General features: G+C 46.4%; 17 protein-coding genes and 4 pseudogenes. All 21 read right to left on the bottom strand.

The window, feature by feature from the left end:
* Window position 1: 1 nt before the first annotated feature.
* Window positions 2-271, bottom strand: coding sequence for a flagellar biosynthesis protein FliQ (fliQ, locus tag SU60_RS11700; RefSeq protein ID WP_041155658.1), 270 nt, complete (start codon window positions 269-271; stop codon window positions 2-4).
* 25 nt (window positions 272-296) lie between these two features.
* Window positions 297-1,166 carry a flagellar type III secretion system pore protein FliP gene (gene fliP / locus SU60_RS11695; RefSeq protein WP_041155657.1) on the bottom strand — a complete coding sequence of 290 codons (870 nt, stop codon included), beginning with the start codon at window positions 1,164-1,166 and terminating at the stop codon, window positions 297-299.
* Window positions 1,153-1,583 (bottom strand): annotated as a pseudogene (fliO, locus tag SU60_RS11690) (flagellar biosynthetic protein FliO). The gene fliP and the pseudogene fliO overlap by 14 nt, the downstream one beginning before the upstream one ends.
* A gap of 2 nt (window positions 1,584-1,585) precedes the next feature.
* Complete coding sequence (gene fliN / locus SU60_RS11685; protein WP_005433003.1) at window positions 1,586-1,996, bottom strand: flagellar motor switch protein FliN; 411 nt, start codon at window positions 1,994-1,996, stop codon at window positions 1,586-1,588.
* A 45-nt stretch (window positions 1,997-2,041) separates the two neighbouring features.
* Entirely contained in the window at window positions 2,042-3,088 is a 1,047-nt protein-coding gene (gene fliM / locus SU60_RS11680; RefSeq protein ID WP_041155656.1) for a flagellar motor switch protein FliM, read from the bottom strand.
* A gap of 7 nt (window positions 3,089-3,095) precedes the next feature.
* Window positions 3,096-3,596, bottom strand: a complete 501-nt coding sequence (gene fliL / locus SU60_RS11675) for a flagellar basal body-associated protein FliL (RefSeq protein WP_041155655.1) — start codon at window positions 3,594-3,596, stop codon at window positions 3,096-3,098.
* 48 nt (window positions 3,597-3,644) lie between these two features.
* On the bottom strand, window positions 3,645-5,717 hold the full coding sequence (locus tag SU60_RS11670; RefSeq protein WP_041155654.1) for a flagellar hook-length control protein FliK: 2,073 nt from the start codon (window positions 5,715-5,717) through the stop codon (window positions 3,645-3,647).
* 284 nt (window positions 5,718-6,001) lie between these two features.
* Entirely contained in the window at window positions 6,002-6,445 is a 444-nt protein-coding gene (gene fliJ, locus SU60_RS11665) for a flagellar export protein FliJ (RefSeq protein ID WP_041155653.1), read from the bottom strand.
* 30 nt (window positions 6,446-6,475) lie between these two features.
* Window positions 6,476-7,794 (bottom strand): annotated as a pseudogene (gene fliI, locus SU60_RS11660) (flagellar protein export ATPase FliI).
* A 3-nt stretch (window positions 7,795-7,797) separates the two neighbouring features.
* Window positions 7,798-8,598 (bottom strand): flagellar assembly protein FliH, encoded by an 801-nt coding sequence (fliH, locus tag SU60_RS11655; protein WP_041155652.1) that lies wholly within the window; start codon window positions 8,596-8,598, stop codon window positions 7,798-7,800.
* A gap of 80 nt (window positions 8,599-8,678) precedes the next feature.
* Complete coding sequence (gene fliG, locus SU60_RS11650) at window positions 8,679-9,734, bottom strand: flagellar motor switch protein FliG (RefSeq protein WP_041155651.1); 1,056 nt, start codon at window positions 9,732-9,734, stop codon at window positions 8,679-8,681.
* The gene (gene fliF / locus SU60_RS11645; protein ID WP_041155650.1) at window positions 9,727-11,469 is read right to left on the bottom strand and encodes a flagellar basal-body MS-ring/collar protein FliF; all 1,743 of its coding nucleotides are present in this window, start codon (window positions 11,467-11,469) and stop codon (window positions 9,727-9,729) included. Before fliF ends, fliG begins: the two co-directional genes overlap by 8 nt.
* 16 nt (window positions 11,470-11,485) lie before the next feature.
* Window positions 11,486-11,797, bottom strand: a complete 312-nt coding sequence (gene fliE, locus SU60_RS11640) for a flagellar hook-basal body complex protein FliE (RefSeq protein ID WP_041155649.1) — start codon at window positions 11,795-11,797, stop codon at window positions 11,486-11,488.
* A gap of 126 nt (window positions 11,798-11,923) precedes the next feature.
* On the bottom strand, window positions 11,924-13,333 hold the full coding sequence (locus tag SU60_RS11635) for a sigma-54-dependent transcriptional regulator (RefSeq protein ID WP_041155648.1): 1,410 nt from the start codon (window positions 13,331-13,333) through the stop codon (window positions 11,924-11,926).
* 30 nt (window positions 13,334-13,363) lie between these two features.
* On the bottom strand, window positions 13,364-14,395 hold the full coding sequence (locus SU60_RS11630; protein WP_041155647.1) for a sensor histidine kinase: 1,032 nt from the start codon (window positions 14,393-14,395) through the stop codon (window positions 13,364-13,366).
* A gap of 138 nt (window positions 14,396-14,533) precedes the next feature.
* The gene (locus tag SU60_RS11625) at window positions 14,534-16,000 is read right to left on the bottom strand and encodes a sigma-54 dependent transcriptional regulator (protein ID WP_041155646.1); all 1,467 of its coding nucleotides are present in this window, start codon (window positions 15,998-16,000) and stop codon (window positions 14,534-14,536) included.
* Between the two features lie 303 nt (window positions 16,001-16,303).
* Window positions 16,304-16,714, bottom strand: a complete 411-nt coding sequence (gene fliS / locus SU60_RS11620) for a flagellar export chaperone FliS (protein ID WP_041155645.1) — start codon at window positions 16,712-16,714, stop codon at window positions 16,304-16,306.
* A 12-nt stretch (window positions 16,715-16,726) separates the two neighbouring features.
* Window positions 16,727-17,032: a flagellar protein FliT gene (locus SU60_RS11615; protein WP_041155644.1), complete on the bottom strand. Its 306-nt coding sequence runs from the start codon at window positions 17,030-17,032 to the stop codon at window positions 16,727-16,729.
* A gap of 3 nt (window positions 17,033-17,035) precedes the next feature.
* Window positions 17,036-19,023 (bottom strand): annotated as a pseudogene (gene fliD / locus SU60_RS11610) (flagellar filament capping protein FliD).
* Between the two features lie 20 nt (window positions 19,024-19,043).
* Window positions 19,044-19,478 carry a flagellar protein FlaG gene (gene flaG / locus SU60_RS11605; RefSeq protein WP_041155643.1) on the bottom strand — a complete coding sequence of 145 codons (435 nt, stop codon included), beginning with the start codon at window positions 19,476-19,478 and terminating at the stop codon, window positions 19,044-19,046.
* A gap of 70 nt (window positions 19,479-19,548) precedes the next feature.
* Window positions 19,549-20,678, bottom strand: a pseudogene (locus tag SU60_RS11600) (flagellin).
* Between the last annotated feature and the right edge of the window lie 300 nt (window positions 20,679-20,978).

The following is a 20,978-nucleotide window of genomic DNA, read 5'->3' as shown; positions in this document are numbered from 1 at the left end:
CCTAATAAAGCACTTGTGGCAGACGTTCAATCAAGCCGAAAAAATACTCCATCAACATTTGCGTCATCCAATGGCCAAACAACATTAACGCAAGCAAGGTAACAATTAAACGGGGTAAGAAACTTAACGTCTGTTCGTTGATTGAAGTGGCAGCTTGGAAAATAGCGACGACAAGACCAATCAACAAACTCGGAATAATGATGGCACAAACCATGACCAACACCATCCACAGTGCATCACGGAAAAGCTCGACAAACAATTCTGGAGTCATGTTTCTCCTCTTCTCTCTGCGCTATCTAAAGGGCAAAACTGCCCGCGAGTGTCGACAAGATCAAGTTCCAGCCATCGACTAGGACGAACAGCATCAACTTAAATGGCAGTGAAACGATCATCGGTGATAGCATCATCATACCCATCGCCATCAGTACGGAGGCAACAACAAGGTCAATAATCAGAAACGGCAAAAACAACATAAAGCCAATTTGGAAAGCTGTTTTGAGCTCAGAGGTAATGAAGGCCGGAATCAATACGGCCATCGAAACATCTTCGGGGTTGTCAACTTGCTCCCCCGACATTTCAACAAAGGTCTCCAAATCCTTGATTCGAGTCTGCTTTAGCATGAAGGCTTTCATCGGTACTTGCGCATTATCAAACGCCTCACGTGCCGTCACTTGTTCACTCAAATAAGGCTGAATCGCGGTATCGTTGATCTCATTAAGCACAGGTGACATGATGAAAAAAGTCAAAAACAACGCAATACCAATGATCACTTGGTTCGACGGTGTTTGTTGTAACCCCATCGCCTGACGCAAAATCGACATCACGACGACAATTCGCGTAAATGATGTCATCAAAATAACCATTGCCGGCAAAAAGCCAAGCATAGTCATCAAGGCAAGAATCTGTAACGTAACCGAATAATCTTCACTGCCGTCCGGATTGGTTGTCATGGTAAACGCGGGAATTCCACCACCATTACCGACTGACATAGCACGACTTGCACCCGTATCACTTTCCATCGCCTGTACGGTTACACTGCTCCCCTCAGCCAAGTTATCAGGCAAAGTAGACTCTTCTGCCTGAGCAAAAGAGAGAGATGAAAACAGCAAGCCCACCAGCAACACAACGGTGCTAAAAAGCAGCCGGATTGAACTATCCTTTGTCATTTTTCTTTATCAGTTGGCTAAATTGACTCGCAAAAGCACTTGTCGCCAACGCTTCCTCTTTCAATGGCTGTTCTAATTTCGCTAAGGTTTGAATCGAGTGTGGGGTAATACCGACCAAAAACTGTTCCTCCCCAACCTGAACCACCGCGATGCGCTCTTTTGTCCCGACGGGAAGCTGACTTACAATACGTAACCCTTTGTTGCCTCCCATGCTGGCACTTGCATGCGCTTGAGTAACCAAGCAAGCAAAAGAATGACGCCAATAACCAAGACCAGCGAACCGAGCGTTGCCACTAAATCAAAGCTACTTGGTGCCGACGGAGATTGAGTTGCAAACGCAGAAGCAGAAAAAGCACTGAGTATTAAACTCAGTGATCCAACGGTGTTTATCGGTATGACACGCAAAATTCGGCTCATCGTTAACGCAACTTTTTAATGCGTTCGGTTTGGCTGATCACGTCGGTTAAACGAATACCAAATTTGTCGTTTACCACCACCACTTCACCATGGGCAATCAGCGTTCCGTTAACCAGCACGTCCAACGATTCCCCCGCAAGACGGTCAAGTTCAACCACTGAACCTTGGTTCAGTTGCAATAAGTTTCGAATACTGATCTGTGAGCGCCCCACTTCCATGGATATCGTCACTGGGATATCCATGATGGTATCAAGCTTACGCCGCTCGTCATCAGTAATAGGGCTTGATGTATCTTTTAGTTCCTCAAGCGGGGCTGCCAACACTTCATCCACATCAATTGAAGGCGCAGAGGGATCTTCGCCAAGAGCGGCTGCCCATTCATCTGCTAGCTTTTGGTCGTCACTTGGTTCCATTGTTTTATCCTGTGTTTCTTCTAGGCCCAAACTCAGTAAGGCGTCTTAATCTTCAGTTTCGTCGTCTTTTTCAAGTTCAGACATGATGTCCTTACCTAAAAAAGCTAAATCAGTTTTTACTACGTGAGGACGTTCAATTTCTTCCGATATTTGCACGGCTAACTTTTCGTCAGAACGCCCCATTTTGACGCGATATGTCGGTAAATCTTCGACGAACATGGTCGCATGTTCAGGCATTACGATTGGAATCACATCACCCGTTTGCAGTTCCATTAGATCCCGTAGCGAGATGTTTTTTTCCAGTAAGTTGACGCGGAAGTTTACCGGACAATCCATGATCTCTTCGCGCAGCGCAGAGCTCCAGCGAACGTCTGTTTCCATCTTGTCCGACTGTACACCGGCATCCAGCAGTTCTCGAATGGGCTCAACCATAGAGTAAGGCATTACCACATGGAAATCACCGCCACCACCATCTACTTCGATATGGAAAGAGCTCACAACAATGACTTCCGTTGGGCTGACGATGTTGGCCATACTTGGATTCACTTCTGAATCGAGATATTCAAACTCGACGCCCATCACGGGTGACCAGGCTTCTTTGTAATCTTCAAAAACCACTTTGAGCAGTAACTGAATGATACGACGTTCTGTTGGAGTGAACTCTCGACCTTCGATTTTGGCATGGAACCGACCATCCCCACCAAAAAAGTTTTCTACCAGAATAAACACTAACCGTGCTTCCATGGTAATCAACGCCGTGCCTTTTAACGGTCTAAAGCGCACCATATTCAGACTGGTAGGAACATACAGAGTATTCTGGTATTCACCAAACTTCATCATCTGTACGCCATTAATCGACACTTCCGCTGTTTTTCTCAGCATGTTAAACAGGCTAATACGCATATGTCGCGCAAAACGTTCGTTAATAAGCTCGAGCGTCGGCATTCGACCACGTACAATTCGGTCTTGAGACGAGAAATCAAAATTAATCGCGCCTTCCGTCTCGTTTTCTACCGGCTCATCAACGTCATCAACATCGTCAACGCCGTGCAAGAGTGCATCAATTTCGTCTTGGCTTAATAGATCAGTCACGTTTTACCTATTGAATTACAAAATCAGTGAACAGTACTTTCTCAATGACGGGCTTACCGACTGCTGCATTGAGTGCTGCTTTAATGTCTTCGGTTGCTCGATCGCGTAACTCCACACGCCCGTTAGGAGCACGCAATTGTTCAACGGTAGCGGTCGCGAACGTGGATATTAGGGCGCTCTCAATCAATGGGGAGTGGTAACGGGCCAACTGCTCGTTTTCGCTGCCACGCACCATCAGTTGCGCTTTGATTTGAACTAACCTTGAGCGCGAATCTCCAGTGACATTAAACACAAAAGGCTGAGCAAGATTGACATACGCGATGGGCTTTGCCACCTCATTTTGTTGAGTGTTCTCAACTGACGCGGCTTGCTCCGTATCGTCTGAGTTCATAAAGAAGAACGCCGCTGCACCGCCGCCGCCCAGTAATACTACTAGCGCGATAATGATAATTATGAGCTTACCTTTACCTTTTGGGGCTTCCTCACCTTGTAGCTGTTGTTCTGCCATTATTGTCTCTTTTTTTGTTCTCTAAACTTGTAGTTATAATACAACGTGTTATGCGTAAAAGCTGATCCCATCACGCTTTTGCGCAACTTTCAAATCAAGATTAACGCCGCCATCGACACTTTCATCAGCAACGCCCGAAAAGCCTTGCTCTGAGCTACCTTGACCACTTCGATGCGATGCCGCATACCCACTTTGCTGCTGACCACTACTTTGTTGCTGGACCGAGGAGTCTGCTAATTGCATCCCCTGCTGGGCAAGCATTTCTCGCAAACGCGGCAGTGTCTGTTCGATCATATCTCGTGCTTGTGGGTTGGTTACCGTAAAATGTACGTTAGCTAAGTCGTTATTCATGGTCATACGGATCTGCATACGACCTAGCTCGGGTGGGTCAAGACGAATATCAAGATTTTTTAGGTTCTTCGACATCATCATTTGGACTTTTTCCGCAACTTGGTCATTGGCAAGCTCTTTCGTCAATTGCAATGGGAGTTGCGCTTGTTGAGCGAAATCCACACGCGCTTGTTGAGATGTCGCCACTCCTTGCTGGCCCGTAGCCGCTTGAAGTTGTCCGGCTAGACCATGCTGTGGTTCAATTTTGTCTTGCTTCTCCGTCGCCGCTTTCAACATGCCCGCTGTTGCCGTTAATGCTGCGCGACTGTCATCATTATGGCTCACCATTTGAGCGGCTGAATGGACGTTTGCGGCCACTAATGCATCCGGCATGGCAGATAACGCTGATTTTTCTATATTGTTTACTGGTATCTGTAAAGCGGCTTGCTTCACATCTTGTGATACGAATTGTGAAGCCGCTTGCGCCACCGCTGCATGAGAGGAAGAGCGTACTGCAGGCTGATCCAAACGTGCTGCATTATGTTCTGAAATTGCTACTTTTAGCTCATTAGGCAAGGCAGCAAACTGCGCCAACTCCTGTTCAGGAATATCCGCGACTAATTCACCTGTCTTTAAACCTTCAATGACGTCTATTTCTTGCGAGGTCAGAGGTTGACCTTGCGCTAGTTTGGTATCAATCAAATCCAGCATTTGTAACGGCACTGTCTGCACGAATTGTACAGGATTGAATTCACTTGATACCGCATCAATTGGCATGGTCACTGTCTGGGCGCTTGGCTTAACCTGATGTACGTCTTGTACATCGCTCATTTGCCACTCAATTGGAGATGACTTAACTTGCCGTTCAGTCATCTCAATCGGGTTCCCGTCTGAATCTAACACAGGTTTGACGAATGCTTGTGATTCAGAGTTCGCACTACTTTGTTCAGGCATCGGCGTAGTACCATCAGAAGTAAGCCCACTATTTGCTTGGGTCCCATTATTTGCTTGGGTTAACTGGGTATTCGCATCAAGGGGCAAATTATTGCCATGCTTTTGTGCCATGTCACCAATGGCCACACCCTCAGAGCCAGACATAGCAACACCTAAATCCGTGATATCAACACTTTTAGACTCTGGTGAAGTAGAAGCAAAGTTTTCAGCGCGAGAGTGACTCATTTCTTTCGCCTGAAGGGTTTGGTTTGCTTGCGATATGCGGCCAAGCAACTGTTGTCCCTCACCCATAGCATCAGCAACGCTGTGAGCATCAACATCAGGTTCTTGAGTGTGAGTTTTGACCTTTGCAGAGGCATTCAGGTGGCCTGTGTCGGCGTCAACGCTAGCGACAACGTTGTCACTGCCATTGACCTCGTCTTTAGCCGTTGGGGTTGCAACTGAATTTGAGGTTGTGGCTGAATTTGAGGTTGAATCTTGAACGGATTCAGGTGCGTCTTGAGTCAACAGTACATCTGCTGATTGCGAGGCATGTTTGCCTTTACCATCGGACGGCGTTTCTTGGTTGGATGAAATGGTTTGACGAGATGAAGAGTCGTTACTTTCACCAGTTTTCGCTGCGCCCTGGGCCGTAAGCGTTTCTTGTGAATCGTCAGAGTTTTTAGCCGCGGCATCTAACTTAGCATTTGATTGTGCTGGCTTTTGCGCATCAGTAAATACTTCAGATAAGGTTTGCAAAAAACCTTGTTTCTCTGAGCTTTCTGCAGACGCTTTTGACGAAGACTCGGACACTGAGCCTTTAGGAGTTGCAGAAGCACCAGACAAATTCACATTCATAGAAAACCTTCTCGTTCATAGCGCGCATCACGTTGCATACGAATAGCGCGATAGAGGCATAAACCGTAAAATGACTGCTTAAATAAGTACATGATCACTGACTTATCCAGATTGGTATAAACCACATTGCTAAGGTTCGAATTTGATTTTCACGCCCTTGCAACACACTTACCATGCAGTTACCTTGCAAAAATTACGCCAATAAAAAAGTAAAATTCCTGACGGAAATAGACGGAATGTAAAGGTAGGCGTCAACAATGCCTCGCTATAAAAAATGCCTCGCTTTAAAAACGTTTTGGTTTTCTGCTATAGAGCAGTGTAGAGAACTCATCCATCAGCTTCTGGTCTCGCTTTGACTCAGCCAACTGTTTTTCTTTCGCTCGTTTTTCCATCATCCATTGGTAGGATTGACGTTCTTTACGCACGTTGAGCCAATATTGTTGGCAGTTCTCCACTTGTTCTTTGAAATGGTTTTCAGCTTGTTTCTGTTTGGATAAGGTTTCATCAAGCTGAGTCAGGAAACGATTTAAGTGGCCGTATTGGCTGGCGGTTAAACCCGCTTGACCTCGGTCCACCAACTGCTGGCAATAGTCGAGACGATACTTCTCGATTTGCTCAACTTGTTGGTAATAACCTTCTAACTCAGCGCGTGCTTTGCTTAAGGCCAATACCGCTTGATCTTCTCGCTCTTTCGCCTGTTCGAGCAGGAAGTCCATTGCATTTTCCATGATTAACTAACCACCTTATCTAATCACGTCTTAACCACTTAAGATGCTTTTCAACATGTTGACACACATGTCGTAAGGCACGGATTCTTTCATTGTCTGTTGCAAGTATTCATCCAGCTTCGGCTTAATGGTAAACGCACCATCAATAGCAGGGTCGGTTCCAGGTTTATATGCGCCAATAGAAACTAGGTCTTGGTTTTTACGACAAATCGACAATACTTGACGTACGGCTTTGGACATTAGTACGTGTTCTTCGGTGGTAATTTGTGGCATGACACGGCTAACTGACTTCTCTACATCAATCGCAGGGTAATGACCCGCATCCGCCATTTCACGGGATAATACAATGTGGCCATCAAGTATAGCTCGGGAAGCATCCGCGATAGGATCTTGCAGATCGTCCCCTTCGGTCAGAACAGTAAAAAATGCAGTTATCGAGCCTTGTTCTGCCCCACCATTCCCTGCACGCTCTACTAGCGCTGGCAGTTTTGCAAATACCGATGGCGGGTAACCTTTGGTTGCAGGCGGCTCGCCTACCGACAGCGCAATTTCACGCTGCGCCTGCGCAAAACGCGTTAACGAGTCCATCAGTAACAATACATCCAAACCCTGATCGCGAAAATACTCCGCAATGGTTAAGGCGGTTTGACAGCCTTTTAAACGCATTAAAGGCGAAGAGTCCGCTGGCGCGGCAACAACAACGGAACGACGTCGTCCATCTTCACCGAGTATTTCTTCAATAAATTCTTTGACTTCCCGTCCACGCTCACCAATAAGCCCGACCACCACCACTTGCGCGGTCGTACCACGAGTCATCATACCCAGTGTCACCGACTTACCGACGCCTGAGCCCGCAAACAGTCCAATACGTTGTCCTTTCCCCACCGTCAATAAACCGTTAATGGCTTTCAAGCAACATCAAGCGGTTCAGAAATCGGCTTGCGGGAGAGCGGATTGATCGGATCTGCACTAAATGATGCACGGTGCTCTGTATAAAGTGGACCAAGCCCATCAAGCGGGTTACCGACACCATCAATCACGCGCCCCAGCAGCTCCATACCAACTGGCAAACCTGCATCACTGGTCAGAGGCGTTACCTTCGCGCCAGGTAAAATTCCGGTAATTTGTTCACTCGGCATCAAAAACAGATTGTCACCAGAGAAACCAACCACTTCGGCTTCCATTTGACCAGACATGGTTTCCACCAAACACAAACTGCCGATGGGCGCACGACATCCTGTCGCTTCTAGCGTCAAGCCAACGACTCGCACCAATTTGCCAGAGGCAACAGGTCGCGTTGTTAAGCCTTCTACTTTGTAATTTTTTAAACGATCAGCGAGCGCTTGCATGGATTATTCGCCCTCTTGATGACGATTGGCACCACAAAAACTGTGCAGGACATTTTTGATGCGTTCTTCCATGCGGTAATGAATACTTGATTCCCCGGCTTCGATTTGGACATCACCTCGGTTTAATGACGGCTCTGCAACTAACGTCCAGTTTCGTCCTTCAAGATCCTCTTCGCCATAAGAAGAGCGGATGATGGTGACATCTTCGGGATTGAGGTGTAGCGTGATGGGATGACCCGAAATCGGCAACGCCTCCACCGATTGCTTCACCGTATCAAGAATAATTTGAGGGTTGGTTTGAACCTCAATATGCACCACTTCTTTGACCAAACACAGCACCATGTCCACCAACTGTTTCTCAACTTGAGCATTCATAAGCTCCAGTGGCTGAGCAAACTGATTTGCAAGATTCATAAATACTTCAACCTGTTGCTGAATGTATTCTTGTCCTGCAGTGACACCTTCTGCTTTGCCTTGTTCTAGGCCTTCTTCATGCCCGGCTTGTAACCCTTCTTCCTTACCTTTTTCGTAACCTTGTTTAAAACCGGCTTCCTGACCCTGGTACAGACCTTCTTGATAAGCACCTTGCTTAATCAATTCAATCTGTTCTTCTGTTAATGCAAGCGCAGGCTCTTCTTCCGTTTCTTCAAAATCAGGTACCCAGCTGGGATCGTAGTTGAATGCTGTCGATTTAGCTTGTTTAGTTTTGGGATTGCCATAGTCCGGTAATCCCCAGCGCTGTGCTTCGACCATCTGATCGTCTTCATCAGGACGGATAAATCCACGTTTTCTCTCGCCAGTCATGGGTTACCTACTGTGTATTCAAGTTTGGAATGAAGGGACCTTGCCACAAATTTGGCAAGGCTATGGTAGTTGCAATGAAATTATAGGAATTCGTCGGCGCCGCCAGACAGCATGAGATCCCCAGCATCGGCCATACGACGTGCAATCGCCAAAATTTCTTTTTGCGCCGCTTCCACATCGGCGACACGCACTGGTGGCATTGCTTCTATGTCATCACGCATCATCTCAGCGGCACGCTTAGACATGTTCTTGAAGACTTTCTCACGCAGTGAATCATCCGCACCTTTGAGCGCTCGCTGCAACACGTCTTGTGGAACGTCACGCAGCAGCTTCTGAATACCTTGGTCGTCGACTTCGGCCAAGTTCTCGAAAACGAACATCAAATCTTGAATCTGAGTTGCCATGTCTTCGTCTTGATCGCGAATTTGATCCATCAAAATACCTTCGACGTTGTTGTCTAGGTAGTTCATGATCTCTGCCGCCGCCTTCAAGCCGCCAATTTTGGCCGCTTGCGCCCCAGCTTGACCCGCAAACTGTTTCTCCATGATTTCATTTAGCTCGGCTAATGCTGATGGCTGAACTTCTTCTAGGTTGGCTATTCGCATCATCAAATCCAAACGTACACGCTCTGGGAATTGGGACAGTATCTCTGCCGATTGATCCGCTTCTAGGTAAGAGAGAACAATGGTTTGGATCTGCGGGTGCTCGTTTATGATAATACTGGCGACTTGACGCGGGTCCATCCATTTCAGTGAATCCAAACCTTTTGATCCGGTCCCCAACAAAATTTGGTCAACCAGGTTATTCGCTTTGTCTTCACCCAGCGCAGCAACCAGCGCATTTCGCATAAAGTCTTCGCTGCCCATGCCGATATTGGTGTACTTCTGAATGTCTTCTAAAAAGGCACGATGGACGGCAGACACTTTGTCCTGACTCAAATCTTTGGCACGAGCCATCGCACTACCCACACGTTGAACCTGCTTTGGCTCCAAGTGACGAATGATGCCTGCTGCATCTTGCTCATTTAAGCTCAACAACAGAATTGCCGCTTTTTCTTCACCGGTAATGGTTGAAGCGTCAAACTCAACTGGCAAGCCAGCGCCATTATCATCTTGAGGTACGATATCGTTAGCCATTATCATTCATCCAGTTTTTCACAACTTGAGCGGCAAGCTCAGGTTCATTTGCTACCAGTGCACGAACCGCTTTTAACACGTCTTCATCTTTATGCAGGTTCGGTAAGTCAATACTTGAGCCAAATTCAAATAGCTCACCACTTTCTATGTCACTGCCAAGTAAGCTGGTTTCACCATCGGCGCCAATTGGTAATCCATCTGGCCCGTACATTTCTTCGCCATCATCACTCGCTGGGTTAAGCAGTTTCTTCATCGCTGGCCGCACCAGTACGAGTATCACAACAATGATCACTAGCGCACTGGCAAACCAGCGCACCCAATCATTAAAGTTTGGATGCTCCCAAATCGGTTGTTCGACAAGAAGCTCTTGTTCTGGCTCTGCAAACTTCACACTCAATACATTCAGCAGATCACCACGAGATTGATCGTAACCGACGGCTCCAATCAATACTTCTCTAATCGAATTGATTTGTGACTCGGACATGGGGGTATAAGTCACTTCGCCAGTATCTGGGTTAACCGCACGGTGATCTTTAATTGCAACCGAAACCGTTTGACGTGCAACCGTACCGGTCTGTTTACGTTCATGACTGATCGTAGTATCGAGTTCAAAGTTGCGTGTTGACTCTTTGCGCACGGAACCCTGACCAGTCAGTGAACCATCCTTCATTTGTGCGACATCTTGAGGAATCGAGGCGTCTGATGGCGGTTGGTTACTTAGCGCTCCTGGGATACCAGCAACCATATTGCCATTGTTGTAATCTTCAAGGGCGTATTCGCTTCGCGTTGCCGGTGTATTAGGATCAAAGCGCTTGCGCGTTTGCTCAACGGCACTGAAATCCATTTGGATGTCAACTTGGGCAGTATAATTGCCATATCCGAGAATAGGTAACAATACAGAATCGATTTTTTCACGCAGAGCCTGCTCTTGATTGCGTTCCAGCTCTTGCTCTTTACGACGAGCGGCAGAGGCTGGATCTTGAGAACCAGAGCTCAGCAAACGCCCATGCTGATCAGTGACAGTAATGCGTGAGGTTTTCATCCCTGGCACCGCACTCGCAACCATATCGACGATGGAATCCACCTCTTGCTGCTTGAGGTTTGCTCCTGTAGAAAGCGTAAGCGAAACCGAGGCCGATGCTTCTTGGTTATGACGCACAAACACGCTTTGTTTCGGTAATGCTAATAAGACGCGGGCTTTGCGAACTTGCTTCATTTCTTCAATGGCTTGACCGAGCTGACGTTCACGACTGAGCTTAAGACGCTCCTGTTCAAGACGCTGTGAGACTCCGAATCCCATATCTTGTAGTAAGATGTCGTCACCCGCAGCGGTTGCTTGGTTAACCCCAGCACGAACCATGCCCAGTTTGATTGAGTTGTAATCATTCGCCTCAACGGAAACGGTATTGCCGTCGAGCTTGTAATTGATTTTTTGTTGATCAAGATAGTCTAGAACGGGGATGAGTTCTTCAGTTTGATAAGCGCCAAGAGGGCGCATTTCTGGCTCTTTGACCCAAAAAAATAACATCACAATCAATGCAACGCAGATTGAAATCGACAGAACAAGTACAACCTGTCGAAGTAAATCGAGGTCACCTACTGCCATGTCAAATTTTGATGCACTGCGCTCTTCGAGATCTGGATTTTGACTTTCCATATCCAAATCAGAATTCGCGACTAAAGCAGCATCTGAACCACCGTCAGTAACGGTTAAATCTGTAGACTTGTCTGCCACAATTAATTACCTAAAATTACACTGGCATGTTCATGAGGTCTTTGTAGGCCTCAACGAGCTTATTGCGGATTTGTACAGTCGCATCGAATGCGACACTGGATTTGTTACGAGCGATCATCACGTCAGAGAGCGAGACATCCGCGTCACCGCGGTCGAATCGGGTTTGTAGATCGCCAGAGGCTTTTTGTAATGAGTTAACGTTGTTGATAGCGCTCGTAAGGAGTTCACCAAAATCCGCGCCAACTTTTGCACCCGTTGCTGCCGGTGCGGTATTGGTTGCTTCTACCATCATGGTGCGCATTTCTGCCTGAATACCATCAACTCTCATTACTACCTCGAAGCCAAAACTTTGACTATTAATAAAATTGTTTATTTATGTAGCAATTTATATGCCATAAAAAAAAGATAAAAGCTCAATGCTTTTACCTTTTTCGTGTCGAGACAAGAGCTGTGTTTAATTAGGAATATCGATTCCGGCATCACGCATTTTGGCGAGCTTATAGCGTAGCGTTCTTGGGCTAATCCCCAATTTTTCTGCCATATCCTTGCGCCGACCCTGACAAGCAGTCAACGTTTCTAAGATGATGGCATACTCCTGATCGCGCAACTCTCCACCTAACCCTTCGCCAGCAGACACGTTGCGATTCATTGTTTCAGCTTGAGCGACAGGCTTAACATCTGGCACCAGGGATTCCGTGTTCTGCACAGCAGCTTGAAGGCTATTGGCATCTTGCCAATCTAAACCTTCTAGTAAAATGTGTTCAGCGTCAATGTGGCTATTACTGCTTAAGATCAGCGCCCGTTGAATAACATTGTCTAACTCACGGACATTACCTGGCCACGGGTACTGCAATAGTTTGGCAATCGCAGACGCAGAAACTTGAGGAACAGGCATCCCCATCTTACTGCAATGACGCTCAACAAGGTGTTTGGCGAGCGGTTCAATATCACCTTTACGCTCAGTCAGTGCTGGCCATGTGATCGGAAATACGTTTAAACGGTAGTATAAGTCTTCTCGGAAATTACCTTCTGAGACGTATTGCTTCAGGTCTCGGTTACTCGTTGCTAGTACGCGAACGTCTAATTTGATGCTTTTTCTGCTGCCCAGACGCTCCACTTCGCGCTCTTGTAAAACACGCAGCAATTTAGCTTGTAGGCTTAAGTCCATTTCACTGATTTCATCCAGCAAAATTGTCCCACCTTGAGCTTGTTCGAACTTACCTGGACACGCTTGAACGGCACCAGTGAACGCACCTTTCTCATAGCCGAATAATGTCGCCTCAAGCATATTGTCAGGAATCGCAGCACAGTTAATGGCAACGAATGGACCATCTTTACGGTTTGAAGCATTGTGAATGTAACGCGACATGACTTCTTTACCTGAACCACTTGGCCCCAGAACCATCACATTTGCATCGGTTTTTGCTACTTTGTCTGCGAGCGCCAGCAAACGTAGGCTCTTTTCATCAGCAACAACAGCATCACCATTATCATCCGTTTTTATTGGTGCGTATCGGCTGACCATATTGAGCAACACCTCTGGTGCAAATGGTTTTGCCATATAGTCAATCGCACCATCTTTCATGGCTGATACCGCGTCTTCAATATTGGCATACGCTGTCATAAGCAGGACGGGTAAATTCGGCCAATTCTGTTTAATGTTCTTGAGCAGCGCTAAACCACCCATTCCGGCCATTTGCACATCAGACACGACTATGTCAACGCAGTTCGCCTTCAGTTTCAGTAAAGCGTCTTCCGCACAATCGGCCTCCAACCACTCATAGCCTGCTAGAGCTAGAGTATCGACTAGGGCTTCACGAAGACCTTCATCGTCTTCTACGATCAGCACTTTGCTTTGCGCCATTATGATTCTCCTGTTATTGGCAAAAGCCGCTTATTGCGCTTTTGCTTGCATTCGCTCTAGCGGAATGCACATGGTGAAGCAGGCCCCATCGCCCTGCTCTGAAATGAGCTCCACTCGACCGTCATGGGCACGACATACCATTTGAACCACAGCAAGACCAAGCCCAGTACCTTGAGAGCGCGTGGTAAAAAACGGCTCCATGATCTTGGCTTGCAACTCTTTCGGAACGCCCGGACCGCTGTCTTGCACAGAGATACGTAATTCGCCGTTGACTGGACGGAAAAAAACATCAATTTGTGATGCTTTGCCAGCTATCTGAATAGCGTTCATGACGAGGTTGCTCAGTGCTGAGGCAACAGCATTCGAATTTCCCATCAACTCAGTGTGCTCTTGTTCCACTTCGAGAAAGTAGTCGATGTTATTATTTTTTAACGCGGTCTCAACCATAGGTTGGTACTCTGCAACGAGCTGAGCAATCGTAAAAGGTTGGATGACTTTGTTGTCCCCGCCTTTTGCAAACAACAGCATATCGTTGACCTGCTTTTCTAGATCGTGCAATCGATCCATTAACTTGTTCTGAAAGCGGTCGCGTGTCGCAGAAGGTAAATTAGGTGCAGACAAGTTTGACGCGTAAAGCATCGCACTCGATAACGGAGTTCTGACTTGATGAGCGAGTGACGCCACCATTCGACCGAGTGATGACAAGCGTTGCAAATCACTGACTCGAGATTGCAACAAGCGTGTTTCGGTTAGATCCGTAATCAAGATAAGTTGACCTGTCGCGGAAGCGGAAATGGCTAAACGAACTTTACGACCATTGCGTAAGGAAATTTCATGACCGTCGTCTTCCCGTGGATCAAACACGGTTTGAATGATGTTAAACCACTTTTCATCGACCAATTGAACTTCTAGGATTCGATGCGCTTCTGGATTGGCCTCACGAACGATTCCGTGCGTATCCAGAAGAATAACTCCAGCAGGCATGACGTCTAACACCTGCTTGTAGCGTTCGACTTGGTTTTCTACTGAGTCTAAATGGGATTGATTCGTGTTGGTGTCCATTCACTGCCTGTCGGAATATCGCCGTTAAAAACTAAAATAGCTTAGCAAGCAATAAGCGTACCAAGCTATTTTTTGTTAGTAATCAACACATTAATATGGTGACAAGAAGTTGACACAGAACGAGGAAGGAACAAAAGCTTAACGTTGTAGATTATATTTACGCATTTTCTCAACCAAAGTGGTACGACGCATACCAAGCATGTCTGCCGCTCTCGCCACGACACCCGCTTGCGCTTCAAGCGCTTGGCTGATCAAATTCACTTCCATATCAGCTAACAACTCTTTTAAGTTTACGCCTTCTGGGGGTAGCTCTTTTGGAGCATCTACGTTGTGTACGATCTCGCTTTGCTCTTCGAGAGAGAAAGTCCCAGAGAAAATATCTTGGAATACATCACGCTCTTGTTCTTCAATGGAAGCGAAGGCATTGTCTTCTGGTTGGAACTCTGGGATATCGCTATAACGGTATTTTGTCGGCAAATGATTCACGTCCACCAGGCTATTGGGATACAAAATGACCATACGCTCAACTAGGTTCGCCAATTCACGTACGTTGCCAGGCCAGGAATGTTCCATCAAAGAATTGATTGCACGCGGCGTGAAACTGATTGGGAGTCCACCCTCCGCTTCCAAGCGAGCCATCAGCTCTCTCAGCAAGAGAGGAATGTCTTCTTTGCGATCTTTTAAGCCAGGCATTTCGATTGGAAACACATTGAGGCGATAGAACAGGTCTTCACGGAATGTCCCTGCTTCAATCATACTTTCTAGGTTGCGGTGCGTCGCTGCGACCACACGAACATTCACTTTGATGGTGTTATTACCGCCCACTCGCTCAAAACAGCGCTCTTGAAGGACACGCAACAACTTCACTTGCATTGGCATTGGCATATCGCCAATTTCATCAAGGAATATTGTACCACCTTCAGCAAGCTCAAACCGCCCTTTACGCGCTGTCAGTGCACCAGTAAATGCGCCTTTTTCGTGGCCAAATAATTCACTTTCTAACAGCTCTGCAGGAATGGCTCCACAGTTTATCGGCACAAACGGCCCATCACGAAAAGCGGAGTGATAATGAATATTACGTGCCACCACTTCTTTACCCGTTCCCGATTCGCCAAGAATCAATACATTAGCCTCGGTTCCTGAGACTTGTTCGATAAGGTGTCTAACTTCTTGAATGCCGCCGCTTTGACCTACTAAGCTACGAAACAGCGTATTGTCTCGCGTACTAGGCACAACATTTACGCCTTTGCGACCAAGGAAGTTTTTGCAGTGACGTAATGCATCGCTTAACTGCGGGTAATTTAAAGGAAGATCCAGCTCTCCAACAAAGTTTGGTAAGTGATCCACAGACAACGGAAAGTCGCCCATTAAAAGAAGTGGGATATGGTTGGCACGACTAAGATGAGTCACCACGTTGGTAGAGGCTGAGCCAACCTCTATATTGCCCACGATACAGCCAGACCACAAACCAGACCAATCTAATTCGATCAGTTGATCGGAGCTAACGGCCTCGCAGCTTTCTCCAACAAACTCCAATATATTGCTCAGATTCAAACGACTCGTTGCGTCATCATCAATTACAAGCAGCTTTGCCAAACCTTGCATAAGTTAGATTGATCGCCTTTATTTTAGGTGCGTTGCAGCCAAATTTGATACTGTGCTTTGAGAGTGTTTATTAGGGAGAATCGACAACATTCAAACACGACAAAAAATAAGAACAGCGGCAACAAAAAAGCCATTAGGGCTACTAATGGCTTCTATTTTATTTAATTCTATAAATAAGGCAACCAAGCAATGCAAAGCACTATGTTTGATTGTGACCTTGATGCACAATTAGTTGCGCAATTAACGTTTATACCAATAACAACTGTAACATCCTGTTTTAAATATAAAATAAACGTAAATAAGTTATATTCCGACTTCGGTTGCGGTTAGGTTGTGATATTCCGTAGGAATTTGATCCCAAGCAGATTTTATCTCGCGGATGATCTCGATCACATCGTCGATTGGTTGTGGATCATTCTGGTGATTTGCCGCTGAAATTTGCGTAATCATAAACTCGTACAGCGCATCCAGATTCGTTGCCACATCACCACCATCATCCATAGATAAACAACTGCGCAATGCGATGACAATATCCAATGCTTTACCTAGGCGCTCCCCTTTTGCGGGAATGTTGCCGGCTTGCATGGCAGCTTTACCTTGAATCAGGCGCTCGATGGCTCCTGCCATAAGCATTTGAATGACTTTGTGCGGAGAAGCCGCGCTTAGCTGGCTGTCGACTGATACCTTTTTGTATGCTTGCAATGAACCGCGCATAGTAATCCTCTTTTATGTAAATTTTTTGTACTGCTGAAGCGAACGCTGACCATAACGAAACTTGTGCAGCTCTTTTCCGACTTTAGACGTTTCTGATTGCATCAGCTGGACAATATTTTTGGTTCGAGTAAGCAAGTTCTGCCACTCTGCATCCTGCTTTACCAAAGGGTTTTGTTGAATTAATGGCAACAGGTTTTGCAATAACTGTTCCCTAATATCGACCAAGCGAAGAATTTCTTCAGTGTTGACCACTTCTTTTTCTAATTCTTGAGTAATTAATTGATCTAGGTCGTTAATCTCTTTCAGTTCAGCGTGCATTTATCACCCCAAAGCACTCATCAATGCACCAAGCTGACCTTGCATTTTGCCTGTCGCATCTTGCATCGCGGCAAATTTATCGTGCGTGCGCTGCTCTAAACTGTCCATGCGGCGATCCAGTGCCACCTGATCATCGTTTAAACGATAATTTTGTTCGGTAAGGCTTTTTTCTCTGGTGCGGATACTACCTGTGATACCCGTAATGCCATGAATAGCATCTTCCACGCGCTTAGCGAAACCGGCATTGCCACCAAAAAACTTTTCCAACTCATTAAAGTTGTTGTTCAACTGACGATCGAGCATATCGTAATTGATTTCTAGGGTTCCTTGACGCGTGGTAGTGATACCAAACTCCGTTAGGGACTTGAGGTCTTCTGGCGCGTTCTCAATCCTGCTAGAGAAAACCGATTTTAATCGGGTATCCGCACTACGTACCGTACTGTCTCCAGCTAATGGTCCTTTTTGCCCTGTTACTGGGTCAACACCAGAAAGCGCTTTGGACGTTTGATAGAACGCGTTGTAAGCCTGTACGAAGCTCTCGATATCGCTACGCACACTTTGACGGTCATATTCAACACCGATCTCTGCGGGTGGCTTATTCGGTTCTGATTTCCCTTTTAAGGTAAGATCCACACCTTCAATAGCGTCTTCAATGACATTATTGTGGCTTGATAACTTCGCCACACCATCTAATAAAACCATCGAATCTTGGCCAGCTTGGACTTCGCTCATGCCTCGATAGCCATCAAACATTGTTTGAGCGAGAGCAATTTTTGCTTCTGCTGCGTCGATCTTTTCTAACCGTTCACGCTCTTTAGGCTCGAGCTTAGCGCGTTGAATCGTCTTGGCTTGCGCTTCGGTCAGTTCACCCTTCGCGACTCTTGCATCCAGCGCTTGTTTTTCTTCCGCGATCTTACTTTCTATTTCGGCTTTTTCTTGTTCAAGACGCTGCTTTGCTTCTTGGCTGGTCACATACGAATCCGTTAAAGTACCGGAGGCTGAATTGTTCCATCCAGGCACGTCTGGCGCTTTCTCGATCGCTTTTTCATCCAGTTCTAATTCCGGCTCTTCATAAGAATCGAGTAATGTACCGGATGCGGTTTCGGTCCAGCCTGGAATACGGTCTTCAGGACGCCAACTTGCACGCTCTTTCGCTGCATCTAACGCCTCTTGCCCAGCTTTTGCCGCTTCAGCACCAGCTGAAGAGATCGGCGCACTCGATCCGCTATCTGCCGCTTTTTCCGCTAGAGGAGGTATAATATTGCCGTCGGCATCACGGATTGTAGACGAATCAGATTGCTCCGGTGCTTGCAATGGCCCCAACACTTCTTCAGCCGCCGCACGGGCTTCAGCAAGTGCATTAGCACGATCTTCTAGGGTTTGGAATTCAAAATATTTTAGTGGGTTACCCTTTTCGGCATCCACACTGACTTTGAGCTGATGGTCTTTACCCGAAAGATTCGAGGCAAGAATAAGACGTGGTCCATTGACATCATTGATGAGGGAGCTCGCACGCCGGGGTTATGTTTGTCGCCATTAATGCCACGAACGATATCAACAAGCTTGGCATTGGAACGAACATTAACATCAAAGCTGTCATCACCCATCGAAATCTGCAGCTTACCAGGACCAAACTTTGCGTCTTCAGGTAAAACATCAGACGCAACTTTATGGCTCTGTGCAAGCTGCAATACATCGATAGCATACTTACCAGCTATGGCATCCGTCGTTGCTGAGGCTGATACGATATTCTCGTCCGTGGTATCTACGGTCCGAACAGCGAACGCTTTCTCCTGACGAAAATTCATCATCAAGTTTTTCATCGTATCTAACGATTCTCTGAGTCGCCCGTAAGCACTGATACTGGCGTCAATCGTCATTCGCTCGTTGTCGATGCGTTGCTGCTTTGGCACACGCTCCGCATTGACAATTTTGCTGACCATGGAATTGATATCCATGCCACCAGACATCCCCAAAGGGCCTAAACTCATCAAATCACCTCAAAAAACAACTACACTTTATCAACTAACAAACCGCTGTTGGCTGTGTGTTCAGCTAAGCGACGCAGTACCACAAGCATTTCTTCATCAGGAATTTGACGAATTACGTCACCGGTTCTGGCTTCGTAAATCGTCACGACGTCTTTGCCGGATTCTTCATCCACGCGAAACGCCAGTCCTTTGTTTATGGAACTCACAAATTCATTCATTTGTGCGACCATTTTTTCACGCTCTTCTCTGTTTAGCTCCTGACGGCTTTCTGCCATCTTAATCGCAGCTTTTACAGAGAAGTCGTGTCCGAGGTCTTCGGTTCGCTGAGACGCTCCCCCCTCGTTTGAAGTTGCTGTGTTAGGCGCGCCTATGCCTATGTCATTTTTGAAAGCAACATTTGTGCCATTAGGTGTACCGTAAGGCTGGATGTTCGATGTATAGGAGGATATATCCATTACAATCTCCCTTGAACCTTAGGGTCAGTGACAGAAACTATCACCTAAATGACCTATACGGTTTACCTAATTAGCCTAACAAGCTAAGCGCGGCAGAAGGTGACTGCTTAGCTTGAGCTAAGATAGAAGTACTGGCTTGTTGAAGGATTTGCGACTTAGTCATCGCGGTGGTTTCCTTCGCGTAATCCGTATCTTTAATGCGGCTCTTAGAAGCATTAACGTTTTCGTTAATGTTGTCTAAGTTGCTAATGGCATGGTTGAAACGGTTTTGGAAAGCACCAAGAGATGCTCGTTGCTATCTACAGACTTCAATGCGCCATCAATAACCGCAACCGCCTCTTGAGAACCCGCTACCGATGTCACGTCAATATCTTTAACTGTCACGTCTTTTGCGTCACCAAAACCGATTTCACCAGCGAGGTTGCCTGAGAACTCAACATCGCCAGTTACTTTCTGTGATGAAGCAAAAACTTGTAGCTTGCCATCTTCACCCACTGAGGCTTTTACATCTTCGTTTTGACCGTTGATGTACGTGGCAAGCTGCTCAATATCATCGCCCTGTTTCGCGTTGATCTTGATCTCTTGCTCTTCACCTTGTTTGTTGGTGTAACTCAATGTAAGTTCAGTGTTATCACCAACAGCCCAAGATGCATCTTTACCTTCTTCAGCAGCGTAGCTTTTGCCACCCATCGCTGTAGTATCAGAGCGTAAGTTACCCATAGAAAGCATCACTGCTTCACCAGAGTCGGCACCGATTTGGAAAGATTGTGTACCGTAGGTACCATTAAGAAGCTTGTTACCACCAAACGACGTAGTCTCAGCGATACGGTTTAGCTCGTCATTAAGTGCAGTCACTTCTTCTTGAATCGCAACGCGCTCAGCTTTTGAGTTAGAACCATTCGCAGATTGAAGCGATAGATCACGCATACGCTGTAGGATATTAGTCGACTCATTCATCGCACCTTCAGCAACTTGTGCAATAGAAATACCGTCGTTTGCATTTTTCACCGCCATGTCTAAACCACGGCTTTGTGCAGTCAAACGGTTTGAAATTTGTAGACCTGCCGCGTCATCTTTCGCGTTATTGATTTTATAACCCGAAGACAAACGCTCCATAGATTTTTGCTGACCTTCAGCGGCTTGGTTTAGGTAACGCTGTGCGGTCATCGCAGAAACGTTAGTATTAACGTTAATCGCCATAATTGATCTCCTTAAGGCTGTAGTGAATGTACCGTCGTGTCTCTCACCTCACTTAGGTACATCTCATTTCTCTCAGTCCCTTTAACGGCGCCCGACGAATATCCTTTAGGAGATTTTTTGAGTTTTTTCGATTTTTTTCTTTGACTTACAAAAATGTGATCGTTGTAAATTCGCCCTCATCTCTGGCCATGAACACCGATTAATCTCCGACCCAATAAAAAACCCAGCCGAAGCTGGGTTTTAGTCGCTCATCTCTCACCACGAGCCAATGGGGTTCTAGGGTCTGTTAAGGCTTAACCT

It is taken from the genome of Vibrio mytili (assembly GCF_000830505.1).
GTDB classification, from domain to species: Bacteria; Pseudomonadota; Gammaproteobacteria; order Enterobacterales; family Vibrionaceae; genus Vibrio; species Vibrio mytili.
The sequence above is the reverse complement of the archived record's forward strand: the minus strand, read 5'-3'. Positions and strand labels throughout refer to the sequence as shown.

Coding starts and splice junctions, on each gene's coding strand:
- fliP (WP_041155657.1), bottom strand. CDS start 1,166: ATGACAAAGGATAGTTCAATCCGGCTGCTTTTTAGCACCGTTGTGTTG.
- fliQ (WP_041155658.1), bottom strand. CDS start 271: ATGACTCCAGAATTGTTTGTCGAGCTTTTCCGTGATGCACTGTGGATG.
- fliJ (WP_041155653.1), bottom strand. CDS start 6,445: ATGGAAAATGCAATGGACTTCCTGCTCGAACAGGCGAAAGAGCGAGAA.
- flaG (WP_041155643.1), bottom strand. CDS start 19,478: ATGGATATATCCTCCTATACATCGAACATCCAGCCTTACGGTACACCT.
- SU60_RS11630 (WP_041155647.1), bottom strand. CDS start 14,395: ATGGACACCAACACGAATCAATCCCATTTAGACTCAGTAGAAAACCAA.
- SU60_RS11615 (WP_041155644.1), bottom strand. CDS start 17,032: ATGCACGCTGAACTGAAAGAGATTAACGACCTAGATCAATTAATTACT.
- fliG (WP_041155651.1), bottom strand. CDS start 9,734: ATGGCTAACGATATCGTACCTCAAGATGATAATGGCGCTGGCTTGCCA.
- fliN (WP_005433003.1), bottom strand. CDS start 1,996: ATGGAACCAAGTGACGACCAAAAGCTAGCAGATGAATGGGCAGCCGCT.
- SU60_RS11625 (WP_041155646.1), bottom strand. CDS start 16,000: ATGCAAGGTTTGGCAAAGCTGCTTGTAATTGATGATGACGCAACGAGT.
- fliS (WP_041155645.1), bottom strand. CDS start 16,714: ATGCGCGGTTCATTGCAAGCATACAAAAAGGTATCAGTCGACAGCCAG.
- SU60_RS11635 (WP_041155648.1), bottom strand. CDS start 13,333: ATGGCGCAAAGCAAAGTGCTGATCGTAGAAGACGATGAAGGTCTTCGT.
- SU60_RS11670 (WP_041155654.1), bottom strand. CDS start 5,717: ATGAATGTGAATTTGTCTGGTGCTTCTGCAACTCCTAAAGGCTCAGTG.
- fliL (WP_041155655.1), bottom strand. CDS start 3,596: ATGGCAGAACAACAGCTACAAGGTGAGGAAGCCCCAAAAGGTAAAGGT.
- fliE (WP_041155649.1), bottom strand. CDS start 11,797: ATGAGAGTTGATGGTATTCAGGCAGAAATGCGCACCATGATGGTAGAA.
- fliH (WP_041155652.1), bottom strand. CDS start 8,598: ATGACTGGCGAGAGAAAACGTGGATTTATCCGTCCTGATGAAGACGAT.